The organism is Emticicia sp. GW821-FHT11C11 (assembly GCF_058808615.1).
Genome location: NZ_JBXARV010000003.1, coordinates 918,705 through 941,423, shown reverse-complemented (window position 1 = coordinate 941,423; position 22,719 = coordinate 918,705). Strand labels below are relative to the sequence as shown.

The following is a 22,719-nucleotide window of genomic DNA, read 5'->3' as shown; positions in this document are numbered from 1 at the left end:
ACCCGCTCTTTAAACACATTTCCCAAACCCAGTTTACTTTCATAATTAGATTAAAAGAGCAAAAGCGCTCCATAATATTTTGGGTACCGGGGAATAAAAAAAATCTAAACATTCAAAACTTCTCTCATAATTTTATTGCCGATTATTACAATTTGGTGTCAATAGCTCTGACGGCTATAGCAATACAATCAATGTATTCACCGTCTTTATATGTATTTGCAATCCTGACATTTTACCATCGTTTCTTTAACTTTTAAAAACAAAAATTATGAAAACTTTCAATTTGTATCTAACAATTCAGTTCCATGGTTCAGTTTTAAGCGATGAAGTAACATTAGAAGATGTATTCAAAGTAGGGCACTGGGTGTTTGATCCTAGTAAAAATAGATTTGAGAAGAATTTGCCTGATTACAGAATTGAAGATAGTATTTTAAGCGTAGCTCTGTTGATTCAAGGTAAAAGTGGAGCATCGGCAAAAATGACTATCCAAATCAACAATGAATCAGAAGTTCCGTTAGAAGTTACTATAGTCGACGGTATAGGTAAAAAAAGAATTGAATTAAACGTTAAATAATAACACTATGAAACGCTCACTTTTAATTTTTACTCTTTCAATTTTCTCTCTGACTTCCTATTGTCAGATTCTTTCAGATGGTTTACAAGGAGATCCTATTATTGCAAGTCCAATTGTGATGAGTGGATCTTCCCTTTTCGGCAATGTTAGTGTAACCGACCAAAGTATTGGCATGAAATTCTTCTATGGTTTTCCTGGTGCCAGTGGAGCTTTACCATCAAGAATTTTATCCTTTGGCATAAAAGCAAAGCCAACAGATGGAATAGCTACTCTTGTAAATGGTGGAAAGCTTAACGCGGGTACCAATTTTTCTAGTACTTATACTATTGTCAAATTATTCGCTAGTGATGCAAAATTTATAGATTTTCTGAATTTCAATTTAGGTTTTGAATCAAATAAATACACATTATTTAAAAGCGATACTACTTTCAAGAATCAATTGTATTCTAAAACTTTTAACCCAATTAATTTAGGTCTTGGCTATAATGCATTATTAAATGGCAAGCATTTGTTTAGTATTTCATTTGGGTATCAACGAAAAAGTAATTATGGTGAATTGAATTCCGTTCAGCTTGAAGAACAAATCTCGTATATAGATTCTGCAACAAATGCTACTAAAATAAAAATCAAAACTACACAAGCTAAAGAAGGGGTTTTCAAAGAGTTTGACAACTTTCCACTCAAATTTGTCTATTCTGTTCTTCCGTCTGACGGAGGAGCAAAAACTAATATAAAGCCGGGATTTAGTTTCTATTTGAAGAAAGATTCATCAGTCGACAAACGGATTATCGACCTTGGGATAACATTGTTTCTTACAAAACTTAATGCTAGTAATGTACGAGTGCCCATTGTTGGCTTGACACTCCAAGGGAATGATTTTTTTGACATTCTACAAAAAAACAACGGATTGGGCAATAGAATTTCTCTTGGCGTTACGTCTGTCTTTGCTATTGTTAATTAACAATTAGAATATATTTCCTTTCTCATTATCGACCATATTTTTCTACAGCATTTTTACAAGCTCATTCAGCTTCAAAAGCGCTTCAATCGGTGAAAGTGTGTTGACATCCAGCGATTTCAGTTTCTTTTTCACCTCTTCCATTTTAGGGTCTTGCGGCTCGAAGAAACTTAGCTGAATATTATTTTTAGGCGCCTGCTGAATTTTCTCTTTATTGTGTTCTTTGATGTGGTCTTCTTCCAGATGATGCAGTATCTCGTTGGCTCTTAAAACCACCGATTGCGGCATCCCGGCCATTTGTGCCACGTGGATACCGAAGCTGTGTTCGCTGCCCCCTTCTTTCAGTTTACGCAGAAACACCATTTTATTATCAACCTGTTTCACGGCCACGTTGAAATTCCTGATGCGTGGAAAATCGTCTGCCAGTTGGTTCAGTTCATGGTAATGGGTGGCAAAGAGTGTCCACGGTTTGCTTCCGGCATGGCTGTGCAGGTATTCGGCAATGCTCCAGGCAATGCTTACGCCGTCGTAGGTGCTGGTTCCCCGCCCTATTTCGTCCATGATAATCAGGCTGCGGTCGCTCAGGTTATTCAGGATACTGGCCGTCTCAGTCATTTCAACCATAAATGTCGACTCCCCTCGCGACAGGTTGTCGCTCGCCCCTACCCGCGTAAATATCTTATCGACAATGCCTAGTTCGGCGCTTTGGGCAGGCACAAAACTACCCACCTGCGCCATCAGCGAAATAAGGGCTGTCTGGCGTAACAAGGCCGACTTACCGGCCATATTCGGCCCCGTGATGATGATAATCTGCTGGGTTTCGTCGTCCAGAAAAAGGTCATTGGGCACATAGCTTTCACCCAACGGCAACTGCTGCTCAATTACCGCATGCCGGCCCTCTTTTATATTAAGCACTTTGTCTTCAGTAACCTGTGGCTTGCAGTAGTTGTTTTTGCGTGCCACTTTGGCAAAAGAGGCCAGCGCATCTAACACCGAAATGACCCGGGCGTTCTGCTGTATCTGTGCCACAAACTCGCCCGCGGTTGCCACCAGTTCATTGAAAATCCTTTGTTCAATCTCAAATATTTTGGTTTCGGCCGTCAGTATCTTATCTTCATATATTTTAAGTTCTTCTGTAATGTAGCGCTCGGCGTTCACGAGCGTCTGCTTCCTGATCCATTCAACAGGTACTTTGCTCTTATGCGCGTTTGACACCTCAAGGTAATACCCGAACACCTTGTTGTAGGAGATTTTGAGCGACGGAATGCCCGTACGCTGTGCTTCCCGGTTCTGGATTTCTATCAGGAAATCCTTGCCTGAAAACGCTATCTTGTGTAATTCGTCCAGTTCGGCATCTACGCCTGTTTTAATCATATTACCCAGATTACTCACAATCGGGGCGTCGTCGCGCAGTTCGCGTTCTATTTTATCAAACAGGTATTTGCAGTCGGTCAGTTGAGCCACATATTTCTGCAATACTTCAAACTCCAGGCTGCCGTCGTCGAGCAGTTTTCTGATGGGCGGAATCTGCGCCAGGGCGCGTTTCAGTTGCACGGTTTCCCGCGGACTGATGCGGCGCACAGCCACTTTAGAAATCAACCGCTCTAAATCGCCAATTGGTTTGAGCAAAGCAGACAGGTTATCGGCCATTTCGTCGTTTTCCACAAAAAACTCTACAGTGTCCAGGCGTTCCTGTATCAGGTTTTTTTCTTTGAGCGGCAGCACCAGCCATTTGCGCAACAGCCTGGCGCCCATAGGCGTAATGGTATGGTCGAGTACCTGTATCAAGGGTACGCCGCCTTCGTGCTGGGCAAAAACAAGCTCCAGATTGCGGATGGTGAAGCGGTCGAGCCACACGTACTTGTCTTCATCAAGACGCGTCAGGCGCGAGATATGCCCCATTTCCTTATGCTCGGTATCTGACAGGTATCGGAGAATCACCCCTGCCGCTATAATGCCCTCCGTGAGGTTTTCGACACCGAAGCCTTTGAGCGTAGCCGTATGAAAATGATTGATCAGCAGGTTGTAGGCGAAATCGTATTGATAGGCCCAGTCGTCAAAGCAGAATTCGTTGAACTTGTCACCGAAAGTGCCATGAAACTCGTGGCGGTGTTTTTTACAATATAAAATTTCTGATGGCGCAAAGCTTTGCAGCAGCTTATCGATATAGGCCGTGTTGCCCTCGGTGGTGAGGAATTCTCCGGTTGAAACATCCAGAAAAGCCACTCCGAAATAATCGGGCCTGGCAAAGTGAACAGAGGCCAGATAATTGTTCTGCTTGGTGTTGAGTACGTTGTCGTTGAAAGAAACCCCCGGTGTAACCAATTCGGTAACACCCCGGCGCACTATTCCCTTGGCAGCCGAAGGGTCTTCGAGCTGGTCGCAGATGGCTACACGTTGGCCAGCACGCACCAGTTTGGGCAGGTAGGTATCCAGCGAATGATGCGGAAAACCCGCCAGTTCTTCCTGTGCACCACCGTTGTTGCGGCGCGTCAGTACAATACCCAGAATCTTCGAGGCCTTGATGGCATCTTCACCGAATGTCTCGTAGAAGTCTCCTACACGGAACAAAAGTACGGCTCCGGGGTACTTGGCTTTGATCTGGTTGTATTGTCGGTTGAGAGGAGTCTCCTTTGGCTGTTTTACGGTTTCTTCTTTTGACGGACGTGCCACTTTATTCGGGATTTTATCTACTAAAACAGCCAAAGTTACACATTTTTATTGAGGGATGCTAAGAGGGGTGGAGGGAAAATAGCATGCTGGAAACATAAATAGTTGAGTGAGAAGAAAATGGATTATGACTGAAGGCGCGGTTGGTGGGTAGAGACAAGGCAATGCCTTGTCTCTACTGAGGTAATGATGCTTGCTTTATGATTTTTTAAGGCTTTAATTTTGGGTACCGGCCGAGTCTCCCAACTAGGCGTCCCCATGTGTGTAGGCCACAAGCCGAGCAAGGGGACTCTACTATAAAGGCTGTTACATCCGAAAAATTCTAATTGGTGCAAAAAACGCAGAGTCCCCTTGCCTACCGTATCCCAACGCACACGGGAGACTCTGCCGGGGCATAAGTATGGCCTTTGACTCGTCCTAAAAAAAGTTTACAGTGACTCGTCCTAAAAAAAGTTTACAGTTTAGTGGTAATAATTTTTTAGTCCTAAAATAGGTTTACAACTTTTTGTGATAATAATTTTTCCAATATCTTTCCAGTTTCCCTTCTAGACTATGAGCTTGCTGAGGCGTTAACAGTCCAACACTTAAATGTGGTCTTTCCTGATTATAAATCTCTATTATTTCCTTTAGCAACTTTTGTGCATGAGCTAAACTTTCGATTGATATTTGAAAGATAAACTCATATTTGAGGATGCCATTTACTCTTTCAGCAATTGCATTTTCCAAAGGATTTCCATTCTGTGTCATACTGATTTGTATGCCATACCCCTGTAATAGGTTTACATACTCTTGTGAACAGTATTGAATACCTCTGTCAGAATGGTGAATCAATCCATCTCCTTTTGTAGCTAATGCGCTCAAGGCCATTTTAAGTGCTTCAACACTGCTGACAGCTAAAAGATTATCAGCCACATGATACCCAACTATCTTTCTTGAATAGGCATCTGTAATCAAAGACAGATAAACGAAGCCTTCCTGAGTTTGCAGATAAGTAATATCTGATACCCATAATTGGTTCGGTTTCATCGGCGCTATGTTTTTAATCAAGTTAGGGTATTTTCGTAGCCAATGAGATGAAAAAGTAGTTTTGACTTTTCGTACCCTTCTCCTGATTAATAAACCATTTTTTGCCAATAAATCAAATAAAGCATCTCTTCCTAACAGAATCTGATGTTCTGACATAAACCCCTGAAGCATACCGTATAACTTCCGGGTTCCTATCATTGGCTGTCTCTGACGTATTCTAGCCACTTCTTTCAGAACCAGCTCTTCTTCAATCTGATAATCACTTTCTCTCCAAAAGTATTGATAATATGCTTGCCTGCTAATGCCAAACAATCTACATAAACGGCCTAATCCTATTTCCGGTCTGGCTGCTTTGAGCGCATAGATTGTTTGGCAACGTACTTTTTTCTGATGTCTATTTTAAACTCTTCTTCTGCTATCTCTATCATTTTCTGATATGCCTCAGCTCTTAAATTAGCTTGTGCTAATTCCTTCTTAAGTCTATCAAGCTCTGTTTCTTGAGATTGTACTTTTTTAGGTCTGGGCTGTGGCATTTGTAAACTTAATTGCTCACTTAAAGATAAGACCTTTACTTTATCTTTCAAACCAAATTGTCGTAACCATACTACTATGGCTGTCTTGGCTCGTATGCCATTACGTCGTTGTACGGCTAGCTTCGTCTCACTATTGTTGAGATATTCCTGGCATATCTGCCATTTATAATCTGCATTATAATGTAATTTGTGCTTATTATAACCTGAGCCTCTGTTACTCTTTGTCCGTGCCATCTCCTTTAATAGATTTGTGTAAACCTATTTCAGGACGTGACATCCCTCTGCACGTAAATATTTTTCCGTAAACAGGATGTTTGCGCCACAAATATCTTCCGAAAAAAAAGCTTTAGATTTTATTTGGAACGTTCATTCCGTTATTCATATATTTGCGGAACAATCGTTCCATTAATCATACGTTCAAATACATCATGGGTAAATTAACCAACAAAATCGCTGTCATTACAGGTGGCAACTCGGGTATAGGCTTTGCCACAGCCCAACAATTTATTGCTGAAGGCGCCAGGGTTATCATCACAGGGCGCAATCAGTCGGCTATTGATGCAGCCGTGAAAGAACTAGGCGAACAAGCCACGGGTATTCTTGCCGATGCAGGCAACATTAGCGACACCGAAAAACTGGTGGCTCAGGTTGCTGATCAATTCGGCAAAGTGGATGTACTCTTTGTGAACGCCGGTGTGTTTTTTGCCGAGCCTGTGGGACAAATCACCGAGCCTACGTATCATCGTATTATGGACGTAAATTTCAAAGGCGCCATTTTCACGACTGATAAATTCGTCCCTGTTCTTGCGGAAGGTGCGTCGGTTATCCACCTGTCGTCGGTGAGCGCTTATGCCGTTGGAGCAGGCACAGCCATTTATGCCGCCAGCAAGGCTGCTCTCAATGCCTATAGCCGCACAGCCGCCATAGAACTCGCTGGCAGAGGCATAAGGGTTAATGCCATTACACCGAGCATGGTTTCTACCAATCTTTCAGCCAAAGCCGGATTCCCGCAGGAGGCCATTGCCCAGATGGATGCCTTCATGCAAAACAAAATGCCGTTTAAGCGCTACGCAACACCTGCCGAAGTGGCAAAGCTGGCGGTTTTTCTGGCTTCTGACGACGCCTCGTTTATTTCCGGTGCTGAGTATACCATTGATGGTGCCGTGACAGTGAACGAACCTTTCAGAGCCTGATTTTTTTTGAGCAAAAACGGAACAATCGTTCCGTTTTTGCTATCTTTGTGTCAGTAACAGAATTTTTTATGGCACGTACAAAAGAATTTGACGAAGAAACGGTGCTCGCCAAGGCCATGCACCTGTTCTGGCAAAGGGGTTATCATGCCACCTCGGCGCAAGATCTGGTCGAAGGGCTGGGCATTAGCCGCTCAAGCCTATACGACACCTTTGGCGACAAGCATTCGCTTTTTGTAAGGGCACTGAAACAGTATAGAAAAGAGCGCATTGATGATTCAATAAAAGACGGACAGGAAACCGGGAATCCGGAAGCCTACATCAGAAGTCTGTTTGAATTTGCACAGGCAGAAGCCCTGAACGACAATCGCTCGCAAGGATGTTTTCTGGTAAATACGGCTGTAGAAATGGCCCCGACAGATGATGAAGTAGCCAGCATTGCCAACGACATTATGCGCAACTTTGAAGATGCCGTTTGCCATGCCATTGAACAAGGGCAGCAGGACGGCACATTCACAACCAGACATTCGGCACGCTCGCTGGCTAGATTTGTGTTCAATTCGCTGAATGGCCTGCGTGTAACTGTAAAATTTGATGCCAGTCGTGCCGCATTTGAAGACATCGTGACGGTTTCTCTGGCAACGCTGCGCGCATAGCACCCATTATTTTTTAGCCAGACGATATTTCAGATACAAGCCGCTTACTATTGGTATCACGCCGATTAAAGTCTGGATAATGAGCTGCACAGGTTTGAACTCCTGAAAAAGAAAATGGTATAAATACGTTGTAGCCAACAGTATCATACCCACAATAATAAACCGATTGGCTTTCAGGCGTGTGTATCTGCTATATGCCTGCGTGGCAATCTGCACTGTTTCAACCTCGTCGTACTTTTCTGATAAACTGTCCTTTACCTCCCGGTAGTTAGCACCATTTTTAAGGTTTTTGATTTGCAGTTCAATTTCCTGTTCGTACATGGTCGTAATCGTTAGATGTTTTTCAGTCTGCTAAGTTATGATCAATAATAGCCGAAATTATCGAATAATGCAATAGTTTCAGGCATTTTCATACAAATAAATCCGCAAACAGTCATCGTTTTCGCCAATAAATCTGCCATCATTGTTTCGGCTACAACAAGCATTGATTTGGTTACGCCCGCCGGTTGCATTCTGTCCAATTTTGCATTGCAATTATTCATTAAACAATTAAGAAAATGGACACAAAGAAAGTTTGGCTGGTAACCGGAGCATCTAAAGGCTTAGGTTTATCTTTAGTAAAAAGATTATTGAACGATGGCTACAAGGTAGCCGCCACTTCCAGAACTATCGGGAGCCTGGAAAAAGAAATAGGCACCCCTGCTAATTTCCTTCCGCTGGAAGTAGATATCACCAACGAAAAGAGCGTGAGCAATGCCATTGCCCAAACCATTGAAACCTTTGGCGGTATTGATATAGTGGTAAATAACGCAGGTTACGGGCAATTAGGCACTTTAGAAGAATTAAGTGATATAGAAGCCCGCGGGAATTTTGACACCAATGTATTCGGTCTGCTGAATGTAATCAGAAACGTGATGCCGCATTTCCGCAGTAAGCAGTCGGGGCATATCATTAACATTTCATCTATTGCGGGTTTTCTGGGGGCATTCCCCGGTTGGGGCATTTATAACGCAACCAAATTTGCAGTGGCCGGACTCACAGAGGCCTTTTCGGCAGAGGTTAAATCAATGGGTATCAAGGCAACTATTGTTTACCCCGGCTATTTCAAGACCAACTTCTTGCTGAAAGGTTCATTACAATTGGCTGAAAATCCGATAGCTGACTACAAGGAAGCCCGGGAACTGGAAATTGTACACGAAACACAAATCATCGGTAATCAACCAGGTGACCCTGACAAAGCAGCGCTTGCTTTCATTCAATTGGCCGAAAGCCAAACCCCGCCGCTTCACTTCTTTATGGGCAGTGATTCTTACGGAATGGCGAAAAGCAAAATTGAATTGCTTCTGAATGAATTGGGTGCCAACGAGGCTTTGAGTCAATCGACGGATTTTTAAGCATTATCATTGAAAAGAGACAGAAGTCTGTCTATTCTGTCTCTTTTTCTTAAATTTGATACAATGAAAAACAAAAGCGTACATACATTCAATACCATCAGCGATTTCCACAGAATGAGCGGTTTACCAAAACCTGAGCATCCGCAGGTGAGTCTCGTGGATTATGGATTGGTAGAGTATCAGACCGATGAAAAGGAAATTAGTTGGGTACAGAATTTTTATTCGATTGGCTTGAAACGGAATATCCAGGGTAAGTTTCGTTATGGCCAGCAGTCGTATGATTTTGATGAAGGGCTGATATCTTTTGTAGCGCCCGGTCAGTTGGTGCATCTTACGGTTGAAAAACCCAAAGTAAAACCTACGGGTTACCTTTTATGTATTCATCCTGATTTTATCTGGAACACCTCGCTGGCTAAAAACATTAAACTGTATGAGTTTTTCGGGTATTCGGTTAACGAGGCCCTGTTTCTTTCAGACAAGGAAGAAACCATCATTACAGATATTCTGCAAAATATTCAACGGGAGTACCATTCCAACATCGATAAGTTCAGTCAGAACATCATCATTGCGCAGATAGAACTGTTGCTCAGCTATTGCGAGCGGTTTTATCAGCGGCAATTCATCACCCGTAAGAAAAGCAGCCATCATATATTGGAAAAACTGGAGAATATTCTGACAGAATATTTCAACAGCGACAATCTGATTGACAGGGGTTTGCCTACTGCCCAGTACATGGCAGATTTACTGAATGTGTCGCCCAATTACCTGGGGAGCCTGCTCAAGGCACTGACCGGACAAACCACACAGCAGCATATTCATAACAAACTGATTGACAAAGCCAAAGAGAAACTGTCGGCCACGCAGTTGTCCGTCAGTGAAATTGCTTACGAACTGGGCTTTGAGCACCCGCAATCGTTCAGCAAACTATTCAAGAGCAAAACCAGTCAGTCGCCGTTGGAATTCCGGGCATCGTTTCAGTAGAATTTGAAATATAGTAAGAGACAGGGCTGTGCCGCTGTCTCTACGAGTTTATGGTTAATAAAATCAGGTTAAAGACGCAGAGTCCCCTTGCTTTTCTCAATGCTCGCGCACACGGGAGACTCTGCTGATAAGGTTTACCACTTGCCCTTCTTAATACATTCTCACACGGCACGGGCTTGTGGCTATGCGTCTTTTCTATTACTTTTATCGGGCATAAATCTGTTATAATCATGACCAATGAAGCCGGAAATCAACCCAATGTAAATCAGGCAGTACCATTTTTTATGGTAACCAATATGCAAGCATCTCTCGACTTCTACTGCAAAGGACTTGGATTTGAACTCAAAATAAAGTGGGAACCCCGAGGCACCATAGAATGGTGCTGGCTACAGATTGGTAATGCTGCACTGATGTTACAGGAGTATCGGGATAATGCCCCGACAGAAAAACGCGGACTAGCTGTAAGTGTTTGTTTTATGTGTGCCGATGCGCTGGCCATCTACAAAGAGGCTGTGTCGCGAGGGTTGTCACCTGCTGAACCTTTTGTGGGCAATAATTTATGGGTAGTAGAATTGATTGACCCTGACGGTTACCATGTACTCTTCGAAAGCCCAACCTATGTACCCGAAGAAACGATGTATTCAGACTGGCTCAAAACTTTATGAAAACTATTTCAAAGAATAATTTAGTTGGATTAAAAGCAGATTTCTCTCGCTCGGCTAAATATTCATTATTCAGTCGGGGCGGATGGCGTTCTTAGAACGCAAATTAAGAATGAGGTTCTAAGAACATCTGACACTCTAACTGATAATTCCATTGGGGTTGAATAATCAGCCAAACGGGGGAAAATGTATGAGAATAATAGAAAGGGCATCTTCCGAAGTTTTTAAAGGTTTTGATTGGTTATATTGAATGCTATGAAGAATATTGAAAAAACATATAGCCTACTAAAATCAAATGGATTTAGTCTTATAGAAAAAAAAACATCTGAATTTTTTGGAGACTACTACTATGTATTTACCAAAGGAAGCATTCAGTTAATGTTTAGTAGTTCTAAATCTTTTGAGACTGTTGATGTACGAAGTAACCTACCCGACGAGGATTGGTTTGATTTAGCGTTGGTAAAAGCCCTAATGTATGACGAAAAAAATCTTAATAAGGTAACGGTTATTGAAGAGCATATAGACTTTTTGCAGAAAGAACTTGCCAAAGTGGTCGAGCTGTTTAATAATAGAAATTATCAAGCAACAAAAAAGAGACTAGAAGAATTAGAAAAAGAAAGAGCGCAGCAAAGGTTTCCAGGAATGATGAAATAAACAAAAGCCCAGTCAATCTGAGAAAAGCATTAGATTGCAACTGGGACTTGAGTAATTAAATTTTTTAATATGAGTTATGAACAATAAAATTTTTTCAACTATTTCTCCTCTGGGAGGTGCGACATTTTTTATAAGATGCATCGAGGAGTGCATTAAATACTATCAACTTAATCAGTCAGAATGGCAATTTGTATTGAATAGACTGTGGCAATTATGCTGAATTAGAAGATTGGGATAGATTTGATGGAGAAATAACGCCTTTTGTGATTTTGGAGGATATTCCTTTTGAAAAGAAAGAACTCAAAAGAATTAATAATGAGGAGCATGATTCATTAAAAAATCTATATCTAAAAACTCCTCTGTTAATTTTGGATACAATTGATGACTTATTTTTTATAGTACCACGAATAATCGGATCAAATTTTAAAGAGTTTTCTTTGGATTTGACAGAAAAAATAAGCCGGCTTATTGAAAAATTAGAAGAAAAAAACATTTCATTACCTGATATATCCTTATCGCAGAACTCTAAAATTAGTGAAAACAATGGTTTAGGGACCACATTAGATAAATATAAGATTTCACAGCTATTAAGTTAGAATAATTTTAATAATTATGGGACCTATTGAAGTAACCAAATTTGAAGAAGACTTTAATATTCAATTACCATCAGATTATAGGAACTTCTTAATTCAAAATAAAGGTGAAAATTTTTCTTTTGACTACTTCCCGATAGAAATTATTTACAATGATGAAGTGGTGGAATTTGGCATTTGTGACTTTGAATCATTAAGTGATGTAGAACTATCTACAGAAAGTGTATGGGCGTTTATTCCGGAAAATATAGATGAACAAATTACCTTTATAGTAGATGCAGACTGTTTTGTGAAAATTACTTGGGATGTCAGTAACTGTGCAATTTTACTTGGAGTAAAAAAAGAATATTATGGTCAGGTCTATCTTCTTGATAAAGAACCTCTCGATCCTTCAATGGAGTTAAGGAAATTCTTAATAGCAAATTCTTTTTCAGAGTTGTTGAATAAAATCCAATCAAGGTAATTGCTAAAAGGGTCTTTTATGAATTACGAATAATATCTAGCCAGTAGAAGAGTAAATCTATTAAAGTATCGTCCATTACTCCAGAGTCTCTTAAAAAATACGAATTTATGCAAGGTAAGCTGATTCAAGTTAGTTATTGAAAACAATTAAATAAGGAAAATGTATGAGGATAATAGAAAAGGAATCTTCTGAAGTTTTTAAAGGTTTTGATTGGTTAAATTTTGACTCTTTGCCAGAAAGTGATGGATTTAAGTTTGAAGTATATTTTGAACCATCAGATGACCTGGTTTCACAATCCATTTTTTACTTTCATTTATTATTTAATGGTTTAATTGACGAAATATTAGTTCAACAATTTAAACCTGAGTGGGAATGGGGCAGTTTTTGCGATGATACATGGGTCATGGAAAGTGACACCTTTGATTATTCTACTGACAATAAAGATGAGCCAACAGCAAGTTATCTTGCTATGCTTAATGATAGTGATATTGACCCTCACTACAAGGGGTTTTGCAAATGTCTTGATTGGGATAAGTTTTTATATGTTACGCTTCATTGTGTAATGATGCATACGGCTTCTTATAGTATGATGCTTTATATTCAGGATAGAGAAATTGTGTTTTACTTCCATCATACGGGTAGTTTAGGAATCTATTACAAAAAACTAAATGAGGAAATTGAAAACATTGTTAGCGTGGCCATAGAAGAAAATATGACAATTAAGTTTTCTAATGATGAACGTATATATGGTTTAGTTAATAGTATTGAATAAAGACGCTATGACGAGTGCCAATCTTTTATCAGAAGCAATTACCACATTTTCAGGATTTGAATACCTGTCACATTCTAAAAGAAGTTCACAAAAAATATTTAGCTTTTCAATTATGAGGATGAAGAGATTATACGATTAGAAAGAGATATTAAAAGAGTTAAAGATTATCTGGATAACTTACAGCATAATGAATATGGAAACGTTAAAAAGGAAAAATAGCACTTACAAAAAATGGAAGCAATTCGTGAAAATTCTGGACGAAATGGGAGATAAGAGAAATGAATTGCTTAAAGAGAACGATTTCCGGGAATTGGCTCGTGATCTTTTAAAAGATCGAACAGAAATAACAGCGTTCCTGCGTTTATGTTGTACACTAGCAGATTTCATGGATCAAGAATTAATCAAATTTCTATTTAAGGAAATTACTGAAGTCGCCTTGCTTGGTCATCAAACAAACATAATATATGCTCGAGCAGTGATAAAAACTATAGAAAATGATTGGTTAAAAGAGCATTTGGAAGGAACAATATATAAAATACTGGATGGGATTGAACTGGAGTCAGAGCAAGAATGGGCGTATAGAAGAACAGCTGAATTACTATACTATTTAGGATTTGACACTATGTTAACAGCATTTTTGGAGAAATGCAAAACTCATACAAATCCAGAGATTCTTGATATTATTGATGATTTTTCTTCAGAATAATCCTATAAAGTATTATTCTGATTTGCAATTGAATCACACTTGATAGCGAATTAGTCCCCTCGCTCGACTAAATATTCATTATTTAGTCAGGGAGAACGACGTTCTTAGAACGCAAATTAAGAATGATGTTCTAAGAACATCTGACACTCTAACTTATTGGATAATCAGCCAAACGGGGCTGACTATTACCATGTTTTATGAATCAGAAGAGCGAATGGAAATATTGTAAAGGTTGTCTGAAAGATTGCTAACGACGTTTTTAAAGGTTTAAAACCAAAGACAACTGCTCATAATAAGTTAATTGGTACTTATGAAGGTGAGATTGAATTTACAAATGGTACTAAAGGGAAAGGAACCTATGAACTTTGGGGTAAATGTGGAAGTATTGGTAATTTATGTGTAGATTCTAATTTATCTGATGCTAATGCATGTAATGCTGTTAGCGAAGTTGAAGCTGCTAAGACTGTTATTCTGAAAGGGTTTACACAGACAAAGAAATTTAGTTATCAACGTGGTCAAAAGGTTTATGAATATAAAGGGAAGTATTATTCAAAGGATGTAGATGCGCATAATGGTGGCATTTGGAAAGTAATTGAAGAAGTGGGTGGTAAGCTGAAAAGGATAGAAACAGCAGACGAAATCTTAATACTTTAAAAAAATAAGAGAGATGAGTATAAATTTTATCAATTCTGAAAATTTTGATATACGGCTTCTTAAATTACTAAAAAGTAAGAAGGGTAAAAATATAGCAATCGGTAAGTTTGATATGGAAAATATTGAATTAAGAAAGAAGGCTGACTTCATTATTAAACTCCTCTTATCTATTAAATTTATAGAAAATGTAACCTATAAAATTCTTTACTGGGAAAAAGATGAGATTTTGAAAGAATTCTTTAACAATTCAGGCAATAATAATTTCGCTATTAGTAGTTCATACAGAAATGGTAAGCTTCCTGGAGTTGTTTTTGTAGAAGATACAGCAATAGATGAGTTCTTTTTAAAATTATTATTGAAAAATCATTTTAATTATGAAATGGCTGAAGATCAGGCACTTAACTTAAGGGTTCAGATATGTATAAATCAAGAAGAGTTTATAACAGTATTAGACATTTATGACGATAGAGGGTTCGATATATTCTATTTAAGTTGCCATTAAGACAATAGAAAAGAACTTCAGTATAATTTCTGACTATCACATTCTGAAAGAAGTTGACAAAAAACACTTAGCTTCTCAATTTGAGGCAGAAGAAGTAGTGTAACTGGAAAGAGATGTTAAAAGAGTTAAAGATTATCTGGATAACTTACAACATAATGAATAGACAGGAAACAAAAAGAAATAATAAGACTTCCAAACAATGGGAAGAATTAGTAAGAATTCAGGTAGAATTGCAAGATAAGAGAGTTCAAATACTTAAGGACAAAGATTTTTGGGAATTGGCACGCGGTTTTTTTAAAGATCGAATAGAAACAACAGAGTTCCTCCGTTTTTGCTGTACTCTAGTAGATTTCAAGTATAAAGAACTAATCAAATTTTTATTTAATGAAATTACTGAGGTCGCCTTGCTTGGTCATCAAACAAACATAATATATGCTCGAGCGGTGATAAAAACTATAGAAAATGATTGGTTAAAAGAACATCTGGAAGGAACAATATATAAAATACTGGATGAGATTGAACTGGAGTCAGAGCAAGAATGGGCGTATAGAAGAACAGCTGAATTACTATACTATTTAGGATTTGACTCTATGTTAAATGCATTTTTGGAGAAATGCAAAACTCATACAAATCCAGAGATTATTGATATTTTTAATGATTTTTCTTCAGAATAATCCTATAAAGTATTATTCTGATTTGCAATTTAATCACACTTGATAGCGAATTAGTCCCCTCGCTCGGCTAAATATTAATTATTTAGTCGGGGTGGATGGCGTTCTTAGAACGCAAATTAAGAATGATGTTCTAAGAATATCTGACACTCTAACTGACAATTCCATTGGGGTTGAATAATCAGCCAAACGGGGAAAACCTATAAAATGAAGCATTTCTACAAACCTATATGCAAAATTTGGATTTTGCTGTTATTAGTATGTGGCTTTATATTGGCAGTTCATGCCTTACCTACAATGTCATTAGGTAGCTAATATTGGAAACAAATTGGAAACTGTTAAACTTTTTCAAGGGAAGTAATATGAAACAGATAATTAAAAACATTTATATCAAAGCATTTAGATTTACTTCTTTACGGGAAGCATCATTTTTTTTAAATAATCAAGTAACAGAAAAAGTACTTTCCTTAAACGAGACTTATGGAGATTATTACTACTGTTACGTTGGGTACCACTCTTTAACACAAGAGAAAAAATTTGTTTTATTATTTAGTAGTGATGAAAAAGAAGATAATTTGAATTTCTTGTTTTGGGATAACTCGTTTGTATTAGATACAGGAAGGAGTATTTATTTAATAAATGAAAACCTGGATGTAAAAGTTATGCTTGAAGTTTTTACGCCAGCGATAAGTTTATACTTAATTAATAATGAAAAGTTACTTGTATTGGAAGAAATCTCTTTGACAGTGATAAATTACGATGGTATTATTTTAATGCATGAATCGTTTGACCTCATAGAGAATTTTGAAATTAATGATAATGTGCTGTCAATACAAACTGAGGAAGGAAACAAAGCTTTTGAATTATAATAAACATAAAAGCCTTCGACTAACTGGCCTCTGTTCTATTTAAAGAGAAAAACCTATAAAATGAAGCATTTCTACATTACCTATCTATAAAATTTAGTATCCTGATGGCGTCTCTCCACTTTGCATTAATTGCGTAAATGAGAGACGTTACTGATACCAAAAAAAGAGCCGGGGCATTGCCCCGGCTCTACGCATTTATGGTTAATGCTGAATGTCTCGTTCTTACTAAACTGCGAACAGCCTATTCGGCGTTCGGCGTACCAGCCAAATAGCAGGTTCTGTCTCAATTCACAGCCATCTTTTTAATCCTCTTTTTCTTCTTCTTTCCGTTGCCGTTTTCTTTGTTCAGCCAGATTATAAAGCCCGTAACAGGCAATGAAGCACAAATGAGGGAAGCGAAAAAGGCGATTATTTTTGTAGTTAGCCCACCGATTGCACCCACATGTAAATCAAAGTTCAGTGAGGCCAGTTTATCGCCGGGGGCCTGGTTTTCGCTCGACTTCAATTGTTTGATCTGTCCGTCAGACTGATTGAAATACAGCCATCTGAAAACACCTGTGCGGTCTTTGTCTAACCTGATCTGAATGTCATGCAATTCTTCGGTCGAATCACGCAGCCTTATCGACATCATGTCGGCTCCGGGATAGGTTTTCAAGGCGTATACCAGAGCGTTGTCGAGGGTGTAATTCAATGGCTGGGGTACCGGCTCAAATTCCTTTTTGGATTTTGTTACGCTTCCTAATTTGTTCAGCGAATCGGTATAGAAAGTTTTAAAGTCGGGGAAGGCAAATACCAGACCTGTGACACCTATGATAAAGGCAAAAACAAGACTGTAAAAGCCCGTTATGTTGTGTAAATCGTAGTTGATGCGTTTCCATTTCCTACTGAAATTGAGCCATAAGCCCTGCTTAACGGTTCTGGCGTTCCATTTCTTAGGCCACCACAGAATCAGACCCGTAATGAGAAGCACCACAAAAATGGCCGTAGAATACCCAACCACCGGATGACCTATTTTTTTGCCCAACAGCAAATTCATGTGCATTTGCAGAATCACCTGAAAGAATTCATATTTCGAGTTCTCTACCACCTGAATGGCTCCGGTGTATGGATTTACAAAAACCCGTTTATAATACACCTGATAATTCCAGTGGCCAAAGGCATCTTCCTTAGTTTTCGATGCCCTGAATACCCAGGTTCTGGATGAGTCGGGGTAAAGGTCTACCCGTGAAATTTTCTCTCCGGCTTCCAGTCCGGTTTGGGCACGCTTGATGAGCTCCGTTAAGGGCATCGGCTTGCTTGCCGGTGTTTTGCCGGATACATAGTACTTTTCAGGGTACACCCAGACTTTCAGGTCATCCTGAAAAACATAAATGCATCCGGTAATGCTGACTAAAAAAACAACAATACCGGTTATGAGACCAAGCCATTTGTGTATCCAAAGAAAGAAAGCTTTCATAAATGGGGTTAGGTTAAAAGGATATTGGCGATGGGCAGATACCCATCGCCAAAGTTAATATCAAAACCGGAATCTGGTGTTAATGTTCAGTTGAGTACCGTTTCCTCGTACATAATTCGTATTGACAGCCGTATACTGGCTCACAGGGTTGTAGTAAACATTATTGAACAGGTTTTCCGCACCCAGGCTAAAGCTCAATCGGGTATTAACGTTATAAGAGGCCGACAAATTGAATAAATGATATGCTTCTATTGGCCCCTCTCCGTTGAGGTATTTACCATTTGATTGTTTCGGAAAGCGGTCGCGATTGCCCACATATACCCAGAACAACTGCAGGCTAAGCTTGCTAACCGGATTGTAATACAAAAAGCCGGTTGCTTTAGGCGGGGCTATTCTGGTGCCGTTCAGGTATTTTTCAGAGCCGTCATCAAAAAGGGCTTTGCCTTCTACAAATGCGTAGGTTCCACCTACTTTCAGCTTGTCAGTTATTTTCAGGTCTGCTGCAAATTCATATCCATACACTCTTTCAGGTTCTCTTTGTGGCATCAGGTATCCGCCAACATCAACCAGATTTACGCCTAAGTCTGAAGTACTTATGTAATAGGCAGCAGAAACATTCAAGCCTTTTATTCTGCTGGAGAATCCTATCTCGTAATTATTGGTGATGATAGGATCTGTTTCAAGGCTTTCAAGGGTATTGGCAGTTGCTCTGCGGACTATCCTACCTAATTCGTTGATGGCAAACCCTTGTGAAAAACTTACAAACGGGTTGAAAATCTCATACTTGGCATATCTCAGACCCGCATTAAACATAGTGGCATTGTATGGTATTTTACCGCCCTTCACAGGAATACTCCCCTGATTATTAGGCCCCGTGGCGATGGTATTGAAATCGTCGACTGTAACCGTGGCATTTTCATATCTTACTCCTCCTTTCAGAATTAGATTATCGATAATGTCCATTCTCAACTGCGCATAAGGCGCCAGATTGACCATGTCCATGTTCGGGATGTAAACGCGGCCATCTACCAAATCCTGATTGGTGATGTCGTTCAGAAGGTCGAGTCCGTAGGTAACTTCGGCAGGCATTTTGCCGATTACAAACGGAGTATTAAAGTTTAATCTCAGCCCCTTTTTCTCCGAGTTTATTTTGGTTTGTCCCGGGCCATACCATGCCGTGGCAGAAGCTACATAGCGGTTCATAGAACTGAACGAGTTATAATAGGCCGATACATCCAGCTGGGTATTACCGAACAATTTCTTGCGTGTGTAGGTAAGCATCGCATTGTGATTGAAGGGAGTTCCGGCAGGTTCACCCGGGTCAGTTCCTTCTACCCCAATGGTGGGTGTTTGTCCGTATACACCGTCTTTGCTGATATACTTGGTATGCTGGGTGCTATGGAAATAATTGTAAAAAGCATTGATAGACGAATTTGCATTAAAATCATAGCTGATCTTAGCAAAGGCATTGTATTGATAAGAATTAGAAAGGCCGTCTGTTTGTCCTAACGGCAGCCCTTCACCATCTCTTTGAAGCCCGTAATATTCTGCCGAACCGGCTACGCTGTATCCCCACTTGCCGGTTTTACCGCCTAGGTACTGCGAGACCCGATAGCCCAGTGTTCCATCCGCACTGAATGGATTGAATGACACCCCTATGCTGCTTTCGCCATTTAGTGGTGTATCACCGGCGTTTTTCTTGGTGATGTAGTTAATAATACCTCCGCCTGAACCATTGCCATAAATGGAAGTGGCACCTTTAATAACCTCTACGCGCTCTATTACCGCAGGATTGATGGTACGGATATCGCGTGAGCCATTCATTAAAGGAGTAGATTGAGGTATACCGTCAATCAATACTAGAACGGCTCTACCACGAAGCGTCTGCCCGGCGTTGGTGGCTTTATTGGTTGATACCCCTAAGCCCGGAACCGTAAAGCCCAGCACGCTCGAAATATCGGTGGTAATGTTGCTCTGTGCCTCAATTTCTCTGCGGGAGAGAATCGTTATTGATGAGGGAATGGTAGAGATGTGCTCTGGCTTACGGCCTGCCGTTACCACTACCTCTGAAAGACTCTGCTGCCCATATTGTAATATCACAACCAGTGTATTTTTGAGTGTATCTGACCGGAACGAGGTCTTGTAGGTATCGTATCCTATAGCACGTACTTCCAATGTATTGCTTTGTTTCAGAGACGCATTGGCCTGATAGCCGCCTGAAGCATCGGTGAACCCGACTGCTGTCTGGTTAAGGATGATGGTTGCTCCGGGAATGGCCTCATTCTGGCCGTCTTTAACGTGGATTCGAAGCCGCTGAGCTGACGCACTTCCGGCTATAAAAATGAATAGTATAAGGGCCGCGAAAGTAAGTGTGCGGCACGCGCGATTTGTGTAAAAAGGTGTAGACATTATAAAAATTCGGATAATTATATTTAGACTAATTATAAATAAGCCGCAAATATACGAAAAGAAATGAATTAGCGGTAACAGGGGGAAAATATTTGGTAGGGAGTGTTAGGTGGGGACAACACAAAGCAAAGGATTCAGAGCGAAGACAATTGATACTTTGGTAAAGCCCCCTACATGTGTAGACCCTAATGAAGTAAAGGGGGTTCTGCCGCTGTGGAATCTATCACTACTTCTCTATTCCTACTTCTTTTACAATAAGCATTTAGAATTAATGGGGACAATGTCGATTAGAATCATTTGAAAGTTTTCTTTGTTTTCCTTTACAAATCAAAATTCCAGTTATTTATGTCGTTAGCTAAAAGACATCATTTTGTGCCAAAAGCTTACTTGAGAGAATTTGGAGTCGGTTCTGAAAAAAATCTTACTGTTTTTACCCAAAAAATAGATTTGAACTATTTCCGCCCAAAAAAGGAACCAATAGGCAAAGCCATATGTGCGGAGGATTACTTCTATAGAATCAATCTGCAGCATAGCTTTCTTGCAGCCCATTTTGGCACTAATCCAAATGTCATTGAGGATAAAGGATTTCCATATGAAAGACAATTACCAGAGTTATTTGAAAAATTAAACAGAAAAAAGCAACCGCAAATTTCAATTTCAGTATCTGACACTAATACTCTTATTTTCGCTCTAATAAGTATCAAATTTAGAAATCCATTTATACGAGAGGTATATAAAAAGATTCAACCAAAACTTGAACAAGAAATACCAACACTGAAGGAAAAATTCCAGCGGCAAATAGATCAAAAACGAGCTGACCTTTTAAATGAAAATAAACTTGATACAGAGGCGTTGGCTTTTTTTAACGCCGGCGTAGAGGAATATAGAAGAAGAATAGATTATGATTTTTCCAATGCTGGAGAACTGTTAAAATTAGTACATACTGTAGCTATGCATTATCCAGATTCAAGTCTTCAAGACTCCGTAAAGAATCTCAGTCAAAGAATGATGGATTGTAGATGGGAAATACTGCAGACCAGCCCCGATAAGCAATTCATTACTTCTGATAACCCAGGTGTCTTTTTAGGCAATAACACATCTGTTTATTCTATTTTTTTTGAAAATTTTAAAGAGTTTGGTGTTAATCGTTTTTTCTTCCCTCTTTCTGGATTGCATGGATTATTAATGCATTTAAATGAGCCTGATACTTCATTTTCTTCAGAAAAACTGATCCAATGCGTTTTTCGTCCTAAAGCGGTTATAGAATATAATGCTGCCCATTGTTGTCACGTTAACAAAATTTTAATAAGTAGTAGTGAAACTGCGCTAAAAGAATCATATAACTTGGGCAAAGAAAATTGGATTGATGTAAAAACTAGAACTTAAATTATGTATCGGCAGAATCTCCCGTGCGTGAATGCGCGCGCCCGGCAAGGAGACTCGGCCGCAGAGGTAATTAATCAAATTTTGCAATTGGAATATAATAATGGGTTACAGAATCCAATTTTTCAGAATATTCGCCCTGCATCAGATTACTCATTCTTAAAGTAACATCATTTCCACTTTTTCTGTCCAGAGTAATAATAACCCTGAAGCTTTGACCATCGTTAGCCTTAAAAATATAATCATCTGTTCCCTGACAACATTCCCCCAAAGAAGATTTCGTTTCATACGACGAAACCATTACTTTATTCTCATAAAAAACTGTTGTGGCCGCATAATCACCAAATTTCAGCTGTCGCGAAACGCCCTGTTTATCTATTTTTTGATTGGTTTTGGTATTAATTGAATACTGCCATTCCCAGTATGAAACACTTATAGGATAACTTGGCCCTGATAATCGGGGATTACAAGAACAAAGCAAAATGGAAATGATTATCAGTTTTTTCATGGATGTATTATAGTTGCATACATACTTGCATTGTTATAAACGACGCCTTGTCCCGTAAAATTATAAATAGTATATCAGTTATTGTTTAAAGCGCAAATCTCAGAATATGCCCCGGCAAAATCTCCCGTGTGCGAATACTTGAGCCCGGTAAGGGGAATCTGCCGCAAAGGTATTGATTGGAACAAACGCAGAGTCCCCTTGCCTTTCGCATACCAACACACACGGGAGACTCTGCTGATACCACTCCTCCTCACCCTCTCCTTTCAGACATAGGTAGAGACAGGGCAATGCCCTGTCTCTACGCATCGAACGGCAATCTCCAGACCGAGGTGTACCCGCATGTCATGCCACCAAATCCCCCTGCCCTTCGCCCTTACCCCTATGCAAAACTATTTTACATACAAAACCATAGTTAATCATTTTATTTTACATACA

At 39.6% G+C, this 22,719-nt stretch carries 24 protein-coding genes; 17 read left to right on the top strand and 7 right to left on the bottom strand.

Going from position 1 to position 22,719, the window contains the following annotated elements; translation table 11 throughout:
* The first annotated feature begins 268 nt into the window (after positions 1-268).
* Together AC1RRY_RS19210 and AC1RRY_RS19205 are read left to right on the top strand one after the other, a co-directional pair.
* Positions 269-574, top strand: coding sequence for a hypothetical protein (locus AC1RRY_RS19210; RefSeq protein ID WP_492821567.1), 306 nt, complete (start codon positions 269-271; stop codon positions 572-574).
* A gap of 7 nt (positions 575-581) precedes the next feature.
* A complete protein-coding gene (locus AC1RRY_RS19205) occupies positions 582-1,535 on the top strand; it encodes a hypothetical protein (RefSeq protein WP_492821569.1) in 954 nt (317 codons plus the stop codon).
* A gap of 42 nt (positions 1,536-1,577) precedes the next feature.
* Here the strand turns inward: AC1RRY_RS19205 and mutS are convergent, their stop codons facing one another.
* The 3 genes from mutS to AC1RRY_RS19190 form a co-directional block, all read right to left on the bottom strand.
* The gene (gene mutS, locus AC1RRY_RS19200; protein ID WP_492823120.1) at positions 1,578-4,205 is read right to left on the bottom strand and encodes a DNA mismatch repair protein MutS; all 2,628 of its coding nucleotides are present in this window, start codon (positions 4,203-4,205) and stop codon (positions 1,578-1,580) included.
* A gap of 492 nt (positions 4,206-4,697) precedes the next feature.
* Entirely contained in the window at positions 4,698-5,540 is an 843-nt protein-coding gene (locus tag AC1RRY_RS19195; protein ID WP_492821571.1) for an IS3 family transposase, read from the bottom strand.
* 20 nt (positions 5,541-5,560) lie between these two features.
* A complete protein-coding gene (locus tag AC1RRY_RS19190; RefSeq protein ID WP_492821573.1) occupies positions 5,561-5,995 on the bottom strand; it encodes a hypothetical protein in 435 nt (144 codons plus the stop codon).
* Positions 5,996-6,189: 194 nt separating this feature from the next.
* Between AC1RRY_RS19190 and AC1RRY_RS19185 the strand changes: the two genes are divergently transcribed.
* Both AC1RRY_RS19185 and AC1RRY_RS19180 read left to right on the top strand, forming a co-directional pair.
* The gene (locus AC1RRY_RS19185; RefSeq protein WP_492821575.1) at positions 6,190-6,954 is read left to right on the top strand and encodes an SDR family oxidoreductase; all 765 of its coding nucleotides are present in this window, start codon (positions 6,190-6,192) and stop codon (positions 6,952-6,954) included.
* A 68-nt stretch (positions 6,955-7,022) separates the two neighbouring features.
* Entirely contained in the window at positions 7,023-7,607 is a 585-nt protein-coding gene (locus tag AC1RRY_RS19180; RefSeq protein WP_492821577.1) for a TetR/AcrR family transcriptional regulator, read from the top strand.
* A gap of 6 nt (positions 7,608-7,613) precedes the next feature.
* On the opposite strand, the gene AC1RRY_RS19175 is transcribed toward AC1RRY_RS19180, so the two are convergent.
* Positions 7,614-7,928: a hypothetical protein gene (locus tag AC1RRY_RS19175; protein ID WP_492821579.1), complete on the bottom strand. Its 315-nt coding sequence runs from the start codon at positions 7,926-7,928 to the stop codon at positions 7,614-7,616.
* Between the two features lie 236 nt (positions 7,929-8,164).
* Here AC1RRY_RS19175 and AC1RRY_RS19170 point away from each other — a divergent pair, with 236 nt between their 5' ends.
* From AC1RRY_RS19170 to AC1RRY_RS19115, 12 genes are all read left to right on the top strand, one after another.
* On the top strand, positions 8,165-9,001 hold the full coding sequence (locus AC1RRY_RS19170) for an SDR family NAD(P)-dependent oxidoreductase (RefSeq protein WP_492821581.1): 837 nt from the start codon (positions 8,165-8,167) through the stop codon (positions 8,999-9,001).
* Between the two features lie 63 nt (positions 9,002-9,064).
* Positions 9,065-9,982, top strand: coding sequence for a helix-turn-helix domain-containing protein (locus AC1RRY_RS19165; protein ID WP_492821583.1), 918 nt, complete (start codon positions 9,065-9,067; stop codon positions 9,980-9,982).
* Between the two features lie 230 nt (positions 9,983-10,212).
* Positions 10,213-10,647, top strand: coding sequence for a VOC family protein (locus tag AC1RRY_RS19160; RefSeq protein WP_492821585.1), 435 nt, complete (start codon positions 10,213-10,215; stop codon positions 10,645-10,647).
* A 252-nt stretch (positions 10,648-10,899) separates the two neighbouring features.
* The gene (locus tag AC1RRY_RS19155) at positions 10,900-11,298 is read left to right on the top strand and encodes a hypothetical protein (protein WP_492821587.1); all 399 of its coding nucleotides are present in this window, start codon (positions 10,900-10,902) and stop codon (positions 11,296-11,298) included.
* A 269-nt stretch (positions 11,299-11,567) separates the two neighbouring features.
* Positions 11,568-11,894, top strand: coding sequence for a hypothetical protein (locus AC1RRY_RS19150; protein WP_492821589.1), 327 nt, complete (start codon positions 11,568-11,570; stop codon positions 11,892-11,894).
* 16 nt (positions 11,895-11,910) lie between these two features.
* Positions 11,911-12,354: an SMI1/KNR4 family protein gene (locus AC1RRY_RS19145; RefSeq protein WP_492821591.1), complete on the top strand. Its 444-nt coding sequence runs from the start codon at positions 11,911-11,913 to the stop codon at positions 12,352-12,354.
* Between the two features lie 163 nt (positions 12,355-12,517).
* Positions 12,518-13,126: a hypothetical protein gene (locus AC1RRY_RS19140; protein WP_492821593.1), complete on the top strand. Its 609-nt coding sequence runs from the start codon at positions 12,518-12,520 to the stop codon at positions 13,124-13,126.
* A gap of 193 nt (positions 13,127-13,319) precedes the next feature.
* Entirely contained in the window at positions 13,320-13,832 is a 513-nt protein-coding gene (locus AC1RRY_RS19135; protein WP_492821595.1) for a hypothetical protein, read from the top strand.
* 243 nt (positions 13,833-14,075) lie between these two features.
* On the top strand, positions 14,076-14,486 hold the full coding sequence (locus AC1RRY_RS19130; RefSeq protein WP_492887687.1) for a toxin C-terminal domain-containing protein: 411 nt from the start codon (positions 14,076-14,078) through the stop codon (positions 14,484-14,486).
* Positions 14,487-14,499: 13 nt separating this feature from the next.
* Positions 14,500-14,988: a hypothetical protein gene (locus AC1RRY_RS19125; protein WP_492821597.1), complete on the top strand. Its 489-nt coding sequence runs from the start codon at positions 14,500-14,502 to the stop codon at positions 14,986-14,988.
* A 155-nt stretch (positions 14,989-15,143) separates the two neighbouring features.
* On the top strand, positions 15,144-15,662 hold the full coding sequence (locus AC1RRY_RS19120) for a hypothetical protein (RefSeq protein ID WP_492821599.1): 519 nt from the start codon (positions 15,144-15,146) through the stop codon (positions 15,660-15,662).
* Between the two features lie 359 nt (positions 15,663-16,021).
* A complete protein-coding gene (locus AC1RRY_RS19115; protein WP_492821601.1) occupies positions 16,022-16,528 on the top strand; it encodes a hypothetical protein in 507 nt (168 codons plus the stop codon).
* Positions 16,529-16,811: 283 nt separating this feature from the next.
* Here the strand turns inward: AC1RRY_RS19115 and AC1RRY_RS19110 are convergent, their stop codons facing one another.
* Together AC1RRY_RS19110 and AC1RRY_RS19105 are read right to left on the bottom strand one after the other, a co-directional pair.
* Entirely contained in the window at positions 16,812-17,984 is a 1,173-nt protein-coding gene (locus AC1RRY_RS19110) for a PepSY-associated TM helix domain-containing protein (RefSeq protein WP_492821603.1), read from the bottom strand.
* A 60-nt stretch (positions 17,985-18,044) separates the two neighbouring features.
* The gene (locus AC1RRY_RS19105) at positions 18,045-20,393 is read right to left on the bottom strand and encodes a TonB-dependent receptor (RefSeq protein WP_492821605.1); all 2,349 of its coding nucleotides are present in this window, start codon (positions 20,391-20,393) and stop codon (positions 18,045-18,047) included.
* 345 nt (positions 20,394-20,738) lie between these two features.
* Here AC1RRY_RS19105 and AC1RRY_RS19100 point away from each other — a divergent pair, with 345 nt between their 5' ends.
* Positions 20,739-21,779 (top strand): DUF4238 domain-containing protein, encoded by a 1,041-nt coding sequence (locus AC1RRY_RS19100; protein WP_492821607.1) that lies wholly within the window; start codon positions 20,739-20,741, stop codon positions 21,777-21,779.
* A 70-nt stretch (positions 21,780-21,849) separates the two neighbouring features.
* Here the strand turns inward: AC1RRY_RS19100 and AC1RRY_RS19095 are convergent, their stop codons facing one another.
* On the bottom strand, positions 21,850-22,284 hold the full coding sequence (locus tag AC1RRY_RS19095; RefSeq protein ID WP_492821609.1) for a hypothetical protein: 435 nt from the start codon (positions 22,282-22,284) through the stop codon (positions 21,850-21,852).
* Positions 22,285-22,719: the final 435 nt, after the last annotated feature.